We start from the raw sequence: 11,345 nt of genomic DNA on the forward strand, positions 1-11,345 counted from the left end.
CCTTACCCAGGCCCTTAGCCCTGGCGGCCGTCCTGCAAGGTCTTCTCCAGGAGTGTGAACGACTTGGGGGCGCCGCCCGGCTGCGGCTTGCCCGCCTTGTGGCCGACGGGCCGGTAGCCCTCGTCCACGTAGTAGGCGTTCAGGCGCGCGTTGCCGGCCAGGCAGTCCAACCGTACGAACTCCCGACCCACCTCGGCGACTCGGCGCTCCGCGGCTCGCAGCAGCAGCCGCCCCACGCCCGGCCGGGCGCTGCTGCGGTCCACCATCAGCCGATGCACGTATCCGGCCACCGGCGGCTGCGGCCCCCAGGCGTCCTGGTCCGCCCACCACAGCTCCCAGGCCCCGGCCACGCGGCCACCGGCCTCCGCAAGCCAGACTTCGCCACTCGCCATGATCCGCCGGAAGTGGTCCTCACCCAGCTCCCCGGGCTGCCACTGGCCGGTAATGCCCTGGGCGAGCATCCAGCGGGCAGAGTCGTCGCGCAGGCGAACGAGAGTGGCGAGGTCGGCGTCGCCGGCGAGGCGGAAGTGCAGATCGTTCACGCCGAGATCCTCGCACAGGCGCTCGATGCTGCGGCTAGCGGCCGAGCAGGGCACCGAGCGCCCAAGCTCCCTTGAGAACGCCCGAGTCGCTGCCGGCCGGGCTCAGCTCGTGGAACCAGGGCGCGGGCTCCTTGTGCTCACCCATGGCAGCCTCCTTGAGCCGTACGGGTAACGGCTTCATCGTCGCGCACCGCGCCGGGGGCAACCGAGGGAACGTCCTGTTCAGCTATAGATCCATCTCTGACGTGGGTCTGTCGCGGTGCTGCCGCGCCGGGAACCTTCCGGCGGGCCGCCTCGTTTGATCCTGGGTCTGCCGCTCCTGACCTCGAACTGAGGAATACCTTGCCTGTCACCCCGCCCTCCGTCACCGCGGCCCCTCTCCCCTCGCTCGTCGCCCAGGCAGAACGCCTGATCGACCTCGGGGTGCACGAGCTCGCAGGGATACCTGCCGACCGGCTACGTGCCTTCGCTACGGACGCCGGCCGCGGTAGCGGCGACGCCCTGCTCGCCGTCCACCCGGAGCGCGTTCCCGCCTCCGCTCTCGCCCCGCTGCTCCGGCGCGACGGCAAGCCCGGTTTCGTCGTCACCGACATGCCCGACGTCGACCGGTTCGATCCCTGCGCCGTGGAGCTGCCCGACACCCCCCTCTACCTCGTCACCGGCCCGGACCGTGGCGACCACATGGCCAACTGGAGCCCGGAGGAGGCGCTGCCCGCCCTCACCCAGCAGGACCGCACTCCGCTGCTGCTCACCGAGGGCATCCACTGGGTGCTCCAGCAGCCGGCGATCCTGGAACGCAACCGCTGCTTCATGACCATCGGTTCCCGACTGCGCAAGGCGAACGGTGCCCTGGACGCCCGCACCCCGGCGATCTGGATCAGCAACGGCACCGGGCGGGACGGCCGCGAGCGGCGCAACGCCCCCAAGGTCGGCTGGTGCTGGTGGGGCAACCGCCACACCTGGCTCGGCTTCGCCTCCGCCACGGGCCGCGGGCACGGGCCGGCCACCGGTCCCTGCTGATGAAGGCCGGCGCGGTTGGTGCTCGCGCGGCGTGCGTCCGGTCCGGCGGCCGCGGAGCATGGTCGTCAGCAACGCTGCCGGACACCTGGAGCTGAAAGGCGTGACGGTTTCTCCCTCACGCTCGGACGTCGGTGAGCGGAGCGGCAGGCAGGGCAGTACGTCTGCCGCCCACCGCTCCACTCACCGACGTGGTCCCGGGTCAGCGGGTCTGCTGCACGGCCTGGGCCAGGGTGCCGCAGTTTGTCTTGTAGCGGGCCACGACGTAGCCGTCGATCTCGCCGCCCCAGTCGACGCACTTGCCCTTGGCGTCCAGATAGACCGGCCCCGAGTACGAGGTGTAGAGGCCGTACTGTTCCTGCTTCGACTTCAGTTCTTTGTTGCGCTGGAGCCAGGAGCCCATCCACACCGGCGAGCCGGTCGAGCTGTTCCGCTTGGTGACCACGCAGTTCTTGCCGGTGGCGGCGTTATAGGTCAGGAAGACCGTTCCGCGGCCCGGTATCGGGACCTGGTTGACCTGCGCGTATCCCGTGCCGCACTCCCGGTTGTACGCGGCGGCGCGGGCCGGAGCGGCGACGGATGTCCCGGTGCCCGCCACCAGCGCGGTGACGGTTGTGGCGGCGGCGAGTAGTGCGGCTCCCGCAACGCGGGCACGTACAGCATGCTTCACTGCGTCCTCCGTGGAAGTCTCAAGTCGCATGGTGCCGGTTGGTGGACGTACGCGGGACGGCCGTCTCGTGCACATACAGACACTCCACGCCCCAAAGGGGTTGTACGTCCCTTCACTCCCCCGTTCAAAACCGGCCACCACTCAGCATGCGGCGCCCCCTGCCCCGCGGTTTCACGGCCGGTACCGGACCAGCGCATCGCACTGCGGATCACCGACCGCGACGGAGGCACCGATGGGCGCCCAAGGGGCTGGCCGGAGGCGCGGTCGCGCTGCCTGAGAGCTGTCTCAGCTCCTTTCGCAGGTCGAAGTTTCAGACGCGCAGTGGTGGGCTGCGGCATCGGCAGTTGTGGTCAGTAGGCCCGCTCAGGCGAGGAGCCACGCGAGCTGAGCCATCTCGGTGGGCGGGTCGATCACGGGTTGGATGAGGAGTTCGTCGACGCCGGCCTGTTCCAGGGTGACGATGCGAGCGAGGAGATCGTCGCGGGTGCCGACCAGGGCCAGGGTGTCCATCAGCGAGGGCAGAACCAGGTCCCGGTCTCGCGGTGCGATGCGTCCGAGGTAGCCGGGGTAGAGCTTGGTGTGCCGGGGCGGAACGCAGCGCCGGCGAGGTCACGCCGATGCCGAGCCGGATGCGACGGGTGGCCTTCGCACACAGGCTCAAGGCGACGAACGGGTCCCCGTGGACCATCGGGGTGTCGTTGACCCAGATGCTGTGCAGGCCCAATTCCTCGGCCCGCACAGCGAGATCCTCCACACCGGGGTGTGCGGCGACCACGACACCAGAACGCATCAAGCCTCCAAGGTATGAGGATCGATTCGAACTCGCTCAGCATGACAGGTGATGGCGGCAGCCCGGCGGGGTCGGCACCGTGGGGGTGCGCAGCCCGTCGGCAGCTCGTACAGTGCGGAATTGGTCGATCCTTCAGACTTCATGCGGTCGAGCCGAACCCGGACGAACGCCGTATCGCGTTCGCCTTCTTCCCTGCCCTGACCACCACCGGCCGGCTCATCGCCTGGTCGTGACCCTCTTATCGCAGGAGTAACGCAGTGCACCAGCTCACGTACGGCGACATCAAGGCCGCTACTGGTCGGATCGCCGGACGCGTCCGCTCCGTCGCCTTGTCCCGGGTGGATCCGGGTGCGATCAGCACCGCCCATCGCGACCCCCTGGGCGGCCGCGAGCCCGAGCCCTGTGAGGTGTGGCTGGCGCTGGAGTTCATGCAGCACACCGGCTCGTTCAAGGCCCGCGGCGCGCAGAACTTCCTTCAGGCCCACCGCGACTCCGGCACCCTGCCGGACGCCGGGGTGACCATCGCCTCCGGTGGCAACGCCGGGCTGGCCTGCGCGTGGGCCGCCCAGCAGCAGAGCGTCACCGCCACCGTCTTCCTGCCGACCACCGCCCCGGCGGTCAAGGTCGCCAGGCTCCGCGGCTACGGCGCCGACGTGCGCATGGTCGGCCTGGAGTACGCCGACGCCCTGGCCGCCTGCGAGACATTCGCCGCGACGACCGGCGCGCTCGCCTCGCACGCCTACGACCACCCGCTGATCGCCGCCGGGGCCGGCACCCTGCTGGAGGAGATCCGCCAGCAGATCCCGGGCCTGGACACTGTCGTCGTCGCGGTCGGTGGTGGCGGGCTGTTCGCCGGGGTGGCCACAGCCGCCCAGCACCACGGCATCCGCACGGTTGCGGTCGAGCCGGAGAATAGCCGCGCCCTGAACGCCGCCATCGAAGCCGGCCGCCCGGTCGACGTGGCGGTGGACTCGATCGCCGCCGATTCCCTCGGCGCCCGCCGCGCCTCGGCAATGGCCCTGCACGCCGCCCAGCAGGGCGGCGTGCACTCCGTGCTGGTCACGGACAGCGAGATCGTCCGGGCCCGCCAGGCACTGTGGGACCACCGCCGCGTCGCGACCGAGCACGGCGCTGCGACGGCTCTGGCGGCACTGACGTCCCCGGACCAGCGCCTGTCCGACCAGCATCTGTCCGAACGGGACCTGCCGAGCCGGCCCGTCGAGCCCGGCCGCCGCTACCGGCCCGGCAGCGGCGAGAAGGTCGCCGTGGTGCTCTGCGGCGCGAACACCGATGTGCGGACGCTCGTGGATCACACCCGCCCGGACCAGCAGCGATCATCGTAGAGAAGATGTCCGGTCGCCAGGTCGTTGATCTTGGCCCTGCTGATAGAGCGCTACCAACACGCCGTGCACGGGTTGGTCGTCTCCATTTTCCTCCGCCTCGTCGACCAGTTGGGCGAGCGTCTCGCCGAGCTCTCTTGCCTTCGCGGGGCTCAGGCGCAGATGACGCAGCGTCAGATGTGTCTTGGCGGGTGAGAGGTCCAGTTCCTGGGCGACCGCGGCGAGCATCGCGGCGGTGCCTGCCGCTTGGGGTTCGGCGACGACCATGCGACGGGCCGTGCGCTGGTAGTACTGCTCAGTGCCGCCGCGGACCTGGCGGCTCTCGGCGACGTGGACCAGCCCGGCTTCGCGGAGCACTTTGACGTGATGGGCCACGTTGCCCTTCTTCGCGTCGAGCTGCGCCGCAAGCCGGCTGATGGTGGCAGGCCGGTGGCCCAGGGCGAAGAGCAACCGCTGACGCAACGGGTGGGCGAGCGCCGCGAACTGCTCAGGCGCACTGATCTCCAGGATGTCCTCAGGAGGCGGTGGATGAGAAGGCTGGTCGCTCATGCTGAAAGTGTCTAATTTGTTTGACGCTTTCGCAAGGGCGGTGTCTACTCCCGGTCATGACGACGCTTACGAAGCTTCGACCGGCTCCTGTCATCAACGAGACAGCCCGGCTCCTGGTCGAGCACTACGTTTTCCCCGAGATAGCCGAGCAGCTCACCGCTCTGCTGCAACGGCGCCTCAACGAGGGCGCCTACGACGTCGACGGCGCCGAGGACCTCGCCCGGCTGGTCACCGCGGATCTGCAGTCCGTCAACGGCGACCGACACCTGAGCCTCAAGCACTACGCCGACCCGGTTCCCCCGGAGCAAGGGGCGGCCACCCTGGCGGCCATGCGCCGGGACTTCGACACCTCGCTGGGCGGTGCGCCCCGGATGGAGCTGCTCGACGGCGGGGTCGCCGTGGTGGAGCTGGCACCGATGCTGTTTCCGCTGGAATGGGCCGCCGAACCGCTGAGCGCCGCGCTCACCCTGGCCTCCCGCGCCCAGGCACTGATCGTGGACCTCCGCTCCAACCGGGGCGGCGACCCGGACACAGTCGCCTTCGTCTGCAGCTACCTCCTGGACAAGCGCACCCACCTCAACACCATGCACTGGCGCGACGGCGAGCGCAGAGAACAGTCCTGGAGCCTGCCGCACGTCCCGGGCGCCCGCTTCGGCAGCAGCAAGCCGTTGTACGTACTGTCCAGCAACAACACCTTCTCTGCTGCCGAGGAACTGGCATACGACCTGCAGCAGCTCGGCCGCGCCGTAGTCGTCGGCGAGCGCACCCGCGGCGGGGCGCACCCGCGCAAGGGCTGGACCGTGCACCCGCACCTGGAAGCCGCTATCCCTGTCGGCCGCGCGATCAACCCCGTCTCCGGCACGAACTGGGAGGGCACCGGCGTCCAGCCGGACATCCCCTGCGCCGCCGCTGATTCCCTCGACCGCGCTCACGCGATGGCCCTCGCCCGACTGGCAGGCTGATCGGGGACTCCGGCCTCAGGCCACCGTCACTACCCTCCGCAAAAGGTCCTGGAGCCTGGGCTACCGCACCAGGGAGCCCTTACGGCCTCCGGAACGGCCGTCATCCTCCTTCACATAAGGTGACATCGTCGGAACATCCCACTCACTAGGGGTTCCGGGGCCCGCACCGCGGACGGAGCGGGCCGTGGTTGAAGCGAAGAGGGGATGTGGGGGACGGGTGACGATCGGCGCGCAGTCGGAACAGGACGGCCCGGGTGAGGGGCCCGGGCGGCCGGCGGGAATGACCAGGAGGAGGAGGGGTGAGGCCGGAAAACCCGCGAGAACACAGCGGCCGTTCTGGAAGGAACTGCCGCTGCTCATCGTCGTCGCGCTGGTGCTGTCACTACTGATAAAGACTTTCCTGGTCCAGGCGTTCTCGATCCCCTCGAACTCCATGCAGAACACCCTGCAACCGGGTGACCGGGTCCTGGTCGACAAGCTGACCCCTTGGTTCGGTGCGAAGCCCGAACGTGGCGAGGTGATCGTCTTCCACGACCCGGGGCAGTGGATGAAGGGCCACCCGACGCCCGAGCCCAATGTGGCACAAAAGGCGCTGAGCTTCATCGGGCTGTTGCCGTCCGCCGGCGAGAAGGACCTCATCAAGCGGGTCGTGGGCGTTGCCGGCGACACCGTCGAGTGCCAGGGCACCGGTCCGCTGAAAGTCAACGGTAAACCGCTGAAGGAGCCGTACGTCTTTCCCGGCAATGCTCCGTGCAGCACGAACCCGAGGAGCCAGTTCAAGGTCACGGTGCCCAAGGACCGGCTGTGGGTGATGGGCGACCACCGCGAGGACTCGGAGGACTCCCGCTACCACCAGGAAGAGGACGACAAGGGCTTCGTCCCTGTGGACGATGTAGTGGGCCGCGCCATCGTCATCGCCTGGCCTGTCGATCGCTGGGAAACCCTGTCCGTCCCCGATACCTTCGGCCAAAAGGGCATCGACAAGGCGGCCGTCGCCGCCCCGACCGCGGTGGCCTTCGCGGGCGCCGTGCCCCTGGTACTGATGCGCCGACGACTGCTCCGCCACCCCATGCATGGCGGCAGGGCGCGTAATTGACCGGCTCTCAGGGCCCGTCAACGGCCACTGACGTGCCGTTCGGGAGGATGCAGTCTGCGCCGGACACCAGCCCCTCGCCGACGCCGCCATGCCTGCCTTGGCCCTCCCGGCACCCCGTGACTCCACCGAACCACGTCGACTACCGCCACGTATGCCTGCTGCCGGTGCCATCGACGCCGGCGAAGCGCCGTCAGCGGCCATCGTGCGCGAGGTGCATGAGGAGCCCGGCCCTCACCCGGGGACACTGCGGCGGTCGGCGGCAGAAGCCGCAGGAACGCAGCGGCGGCGACCAGGAGCACAGCGGGATGGCCAGTGGCGCCGCCGCGTGACAGTACGAACGCCATCAACTATGGCAAATTGGCGGGTACTTCACTTCTTCAGGCGCATGATGGACTGCTACGGTGCCCCACGTTGCCGACGGCTGTCAGGCGACAGCCGCGTCACGGCATCCGTGTCCCCGTTCTCCCCCTTCTTTCTCTTCTGCTCTTTCCTGTGCGGAGACTCTCGATGCGTCCATCAAGACCTGCACGATGGCAGCGGTCCGAGCCACTGGATGACGACGAGCGCATGCTCAAGGAGCTCGGCTATACCCAGCAACTGCACCGGCGCATGGGCGCCTTCGGCAACTTCTCCGCCTCCCTGTCGGTCATCTCCATCATGTCCGGGACGCTGCTGCTTTTCGGCTACGGCCTGAACAGCGGTGGACCCGCGGTGGTGGTGTGGGGGTGGCTCGTCGGGGGACCGCTGGTGCTGTGCCTGGCCGCGGCGCTGGCCGAGATCACCTCCCGCTACCCCACCAGCGGCGGCCTGTACTACATGGCCCGCCAGCTCGGCGGTGAGCGGTGGAGCTGGTACACCGGCTGGCTTAACCTCCTGGGGCTGCTCGGCGGCATCGCGGCCCAGGATTACGGCATCGCGATCTTCACCGCCGCCTGGGCGAACCTGCAGTGCGGTTTCGTGCCGACGCCGGGGTCCCTGCTGGTCCTGTACGCGGTCATCCTCGCGTTGCACGCCGCCTTGAATCTCCTCGGCACCCGTCTGCTGAGCGTCCTGACCTCTCTGAGCGCGTGGTGGCACCTGGCCGGGGCCGTCGTCATCATCGGTGCCCTGACGCTCGTCCCCTCGCACCACCAGCCGGCCGGCTTCGTGTTCTCCGAATTCACCAACAACACCGGCTGGTCGAGCTCCATGTACGTCATCCTGCTGGGCATGCTCCTGCCGTGCTTCGCCCTGGCCGGTTACGACACCTCGGCCCACCTCAGCGAGGAGACCAATGGAGCTTCCGTGGCCGCGGCGCGCGGCATCGTCCGCTCCGTGGCGGTGTCCTGGATCGCCGGCGGTATTCTGCTGGCCGCCTTGCTGTTCGCCATCCAGGACTACACCGGGACGCTGAGCAGCGAGACCGGGGTGCCGGTGGCCCAGATCCTCCTGGATGCTCTGGGCGTGGCCACGGCGAAAGCGTTGCTGCTGGTGATCATCGTTGCGCAGTTCCTGTGCGGCTACACCGTCACCGCCTCCGCCAGCCGCATGATCTACGCCTTCGCCCGGGACGGTGCCCTGCCCGGCTCGGCGCACTGGCGGAAGGTCAACCGCCGTACTGCCGTCCCGGCGAATGCCGTCCGGCTCGCGGTCGGTGTCGCCTTCCTACTGGCCCTGCCGTCTCTGTACTCCGCCTCGGCGTTCTCGGCGGTGACCGCGATTTCCGTCGTGGGCTTCACCCCGGCCTACGCCATCCCGGTGCTGCTGCGCCTGCGCCACCCGGGCCGGTTCGCCCCCGGGCCCTGGCACCTGGGCCGCTGGAGCCGGCCGATCGGCTGGGTGGCAGTGCTGTGGGCAGCCGGTGTGACCGTGCTGTTCCTGCTGCCACAGGCCAGTCCGGTCACCGCCACAACCTTCAACTACACTCCCATCGCTTTGCTGGTGGCTCTCGCCATGGCCGCCCTGTGGTGGCGCTTCGGCCGCCGCTCCTACGATGTGCCCCGCTCCAGCAGCAGCACGGTGAATGCCCACGACCGGGCCGAAGAGGCTGAGACCATCATCTGATGACAGCAGACTCGCACGTTGCCCCTCGTGTCCCCATGCCGCGAAGGCACGGACAGGGGCTCCTCCCGACACAACGAGCAATGGAGGCACGGTGACGGTTTCCGCGGAGTCCATCGAATCGGTACAGCAGCTCACCACGGTCTGGCGGACCCTGGTGCTCGACCGCACCGCAGGCGCAGACGTGCGCGAGCTTCCGGGCATCACTGTTCGCTGGGCCGACAGCCGTTTCGGATTCTTGAACTGCATCACCTTGACTGAGACCGAAGCGGGAGCAGAACTTCTCAGGCACCGTCTGGGCCAGGCGGCGGACATCATGCGGACGAAGAAGCACCCGGGCTTCGTCTGGCTCTTCGAGGATCTTCTCGACGACGAGGCCCGCTCCGCGCTGGAGGCGACGGCCGAACAGGCCGGCCTCCAGTACGCCTTCCCCGGCACGGGCATGGCCGGCGACCTGCTCCCCATCCCCGAGCCGGTCCACCCCGATCTGACATTCGCCCGCGTGCGCACCGACGAGCAATTGCGGGCCTACGCCGACCTCCAATCACGCGCGTACGGCTTCCCCATGGATGAGAGCCGCGACGGACTGATGGGATCCGCCCTCTGGAAGAACGAGCTGCACGCCTACCTGGCCATGCGAGATGACGAACCAGTAGCGTGCGCGGCCACGGTCGAAGCACAAGGCCGCCTGTTCGTCGCGTTCGTCGCCACGGACCCGCAATGGCAGCGCAAGGGTTACGGCGAAGCAGTCACGCGCAAAGCGTTGTACGAGGGCGCGCGGGCCACCGGGCTGACCCGCGCCACGTTGCACGCCACCGCCGCCGGGGCCCCCGTGTACCCGCGCATCGGGTTCGAGCCGAACTCCCCTATCCACTTCTACGGTCTGAAAGGCTGATCCGGTGAGGCAGCTCTCGTCAGACCAGGCGAGCGGCTGACGAGAGCTGTTACCGCCTTGCTACGGCGCAGCGACAGCTGCCCGTCCGCTCGCCGCTCTGGTCGCTACCGGGCAGCGGGGTGACGCCCCGATGCGTCACGACGGTGTGCGGATCGCCTCTGCGGTCCGGCGGGAGTGTTCCCTTGCGCGGGATCGTGCCGCAGGCAGTCAGGTAGTTGGTTAGCGGTCAGCGGCGTTCGATGACCTTGTCTCCGACGGGCAGGGGCGGCCGCCCGGCAGCACCAAGGGCCTTGGCCGTCAGAAAACCGCCCAGACATCCTCGACCGCTCCTCTGCTCGCCGCTGCATCCGGCGAGGAGTTCGTAGCCACAATGTCGTTCACCGGGCCCGTCCAACCTCTCAACAAGGGGGTCCGTACAACTTCCACGCGACATCCGAACACGCGTCCCCAGCATGTGGCATGTCCACCGGGCTCGAACCGCCCTTCTTTCGGCCACTCGGGCAACCAGTAACGCGGCAGGCAGCGGGATCGTTGCCGCAAGGTACACATTGCACCAATATCGGTGCATTTCTGTCATAGGCAGGAGGAAGTTCACCATGTCAGTGAGCAAGCGGGGAGTCTCGGTCGCCGCGGCCACAGCCGCTTTGGTGGTCTGCACCGCTACCGCGGCGGGCGCCACCTCGGTCATCGGCTTCGGTAACGGCGCACAAGACAACCTGTGCGCCAACCTCGACTCCGCGCACACCGCCGGCCCCGCGCGGAATGCGACCGGGAGTCTGGTCGCCGGGTTGCTGGCGCTCACCCTGAGCGCCCCGGCCAACCAGTGCGGAGACCTGGGGCTGCCCAAGGAGGACAAGGCCGACCAGCCCGCGGAGAATCTTCACGTCGACGTTGCCGAGTGAGGCGCGGGCCCGGTCCACGATCGCGTGCGTGGTGAAGCCGAGCGCTGACACCGCGGCGTCCAGCGGTGGCCGGGCCCGCTTTCGGATCGGCCGAGTCCATCTGCCGACGCAACCAGGACTGCGGCCTTCGCCGGCCCTCAGGACCGACAACGTCGAGAGCCGTATCGACGGGAAATCGAAACGGCGCCCATTGCCGGTTTCGGACCGACCCTCCCCCGATTCCATTCCAGCCCGGCGTCGAATCGGTGAAATCATCTACCGCCACTCGCCATACAGCGAGAAGTGATTCGCGAAGGCCACGAGGGGTGCAAATACTTGAGTGCCGGCGCAACGGCGCGAAAGCACTTGCAGATCACGCATCCTGGCAACCGGCCTTCTCCTCAAAGGGAGCTCCCGTCAGGACGCTGGGCGGGTGGGAGGAGCACTACCTCCCTCATGGGAGACCGTTGCCGCCGCTGGTCCGCGCGCTCCGCTGCGGCGACTGCCGCTAGGTGGATCCGGGCCGCCATCCTCCGGGGCCTCCCCGTCAACAGCTTTTCGTT

General features: G+C 68.7%; 11 protein-coding genes and 1 pseudogene. 7 read left to right on the top strand and 5 right to left on the bottom strand.

The window, feature by feature from the left end; all coding sequences use genetic code 11:
• Positions 1-14 precede the first annotated feature (14 nt).
• On the bottom strand, positions 15-542 hold the full coding sequence (locus tag ABZ951_RS07045) for a GNAT family N-acetyltransferase (protein ID WP_344083677.1): 528 nt from the start codon (positions 540-542) through the stop codon (positions 15-17).
• Positions 543-884: 342 nt separating this feature from the next.
• On the opposite strand from ABZ951_RS07045, the gene ABZ951_RS07050 reads away from it, so the two are divergent.
• Complete coding sequence (locus tag ABZ951_RS07050; RefSeq protein ID WP_344083674.1) at positions 885-1,562, top strand: DUF5701 family protein; 678 nt, start codon at positions 885-887, stop codon at positions 1,560-1,562.
• A 199-nt stretch (positions 1,563-1,761) separates the two neighbouring features.
• Here the strand turns inward: ABZ951_RS07050 and ABZ951_RS07055 are convergent, their stop codons facing one another.
• From ABZ951_RS07055 to ABZ951_RS07065, 3 genes and pseudogenes are all read right to left on the bottom strand, one after another.
• The gene (locus ABZ951_RS07055; RefSeq protein ID WP_344083671.1) at positions 1,762-2,229 is read right to left on the bottom strand and encodes a spore-associated protein A; all 468 of its coding nucleotides are present in this window, start codon (positions 2,227-2,229) and stop codon (positions 1,762-1,764) included.
• Positions 2,230-2,592: 363 nt separating this feature from the next.
• Positions 2,593-2,739, bottom strand: coding sequence for a hypothetical protein (locus tag ABZ951_RS07060; RefSeq protein ID WP_344084305.1), 147 nt, complete (start codon positions 2,737-2,739; stop codon positions 2,593-2,595).
• 127 nt (positions 2,740-2,866) lie between these two features.
• Positions 2,867-3,019 (bottom strand): annotated as a pseudogene (locus tag ABZ951_RS07065) (5,10-methylene tetrahydromethanopterin reductase); the annotation flags it as partial.
• Positions 3,020-3,276: 257 nt separating this feature from the next.
• On the opposite strand from ABZ951_RS07065, the gene ABZ951_RS07070 reads away from it, so the two are divergent.
• Positions 3,277-4,362 carry a threonine/serine dehydratase gene (locus ABZ951_RS07070; RefSeq protein ID WP_344083668.1) on the top strand — a complete coding sequence of 362 codons (1,086 nt, stop codon included), beginning with the start codon at positions 3,277-3,279 and terminating at the stop codon, positions 4,360-4,362.
• Here the strand turns inward: ABZ951_RS07070 and ABZ951_RS07075 are convergent.
• Positions 4,354-4,908 carry a winged helix-turn-helix domain-containing protein gene (locus ABZ951_RS07075; RefSeq protein WP_344083665.1) on the bottom strand — a complete coding sequence of 185 codons (555 nt, stop codon included), beginning with the start codon at positions 4,906-4,908 and terminating at the stop codon, positions 4,354-4,356. The two genes, ABZ951_RS07070 and ABZ951_RS07075, sit on opposite strands and share 9 nt — an antisense overlap.
• A gap of 56 nt (positions 4,909-4,964) precedes the next feature.
• Here ABZ951_RS07075 and ABZ951_RS07080 point away from each other — a divergent pair, with 56 nt between their 5' ends.
• From ABZ951_RS07080 to ABZ951_RS07100, 5 genes are all read left to right on the top strand, one after another.
• Entirely contained in the window at positions 4,965-5,870 is a 906-nt protein-coding gene (locus tag ABZ951_RS07080) for a S41 family peptidase (protein WP_344083662.1), read from the top strand.
• Positions 5,871-6,150: 280 nt separating this feature from the next.
• A complete protein-coding gene (gene lepB / locus ABZ951_RS07085; RefSeq protein ID WP_344084268.1) occupies positions 6,151-6,966 on the top strand; it encodes a signal peptidase I in 816 nt (271 codons plus the stop codon).
• 507 nt (positions 6,967-7,473) lie between these two features.
• Positions 7,474-9,009, top strand: a complete 1,536-nt coding sequence (locus ABZ951_RS07090; protein WP_344083659.1) for an amino acid permease — start codon at positions 7,474-7,476, stop codon at positions 9,007-9,009.
• A 91-nt stretch (positions 9,010-9,100) separates the two neighbouring features.
• Positions 9,101-9,901 carry a GNAT family N-acetyltransferase gene (locus ABZ951_RS07095; protein ID WP_344083656.1) on the top strand — a complete coding sequence of 267 codons (801 nt, stop codon included), beginning with the start codon at positions 9,101-9,103 and terminating at the stop codon, positions 9,899-9,901.
• 596 nt (positions 9,902-10,497) lie between these two features.
• Complete coding sequence (locus ABZ951_RS07100; RefSeq protein ID WP_344083654.1) at positions 10,498-10,803, top strand: hypothetical protein; 306 nt, start codon at positions 10,498-10,500, stop codon at positions 10,801-10,803.
• Positions 10,804-11,345: the final 542 nt, after the last annotated feature.

This window comes from Streptomyces sp. NPDC046215 (assembly GCF_040646215.1).
Classification (GTDB): Bacteria; Actinomycetota; Actinomycetes; order Streptomycetales; family Streptomycetaceae; genus Streptomyces; species Streptomyces stramineus.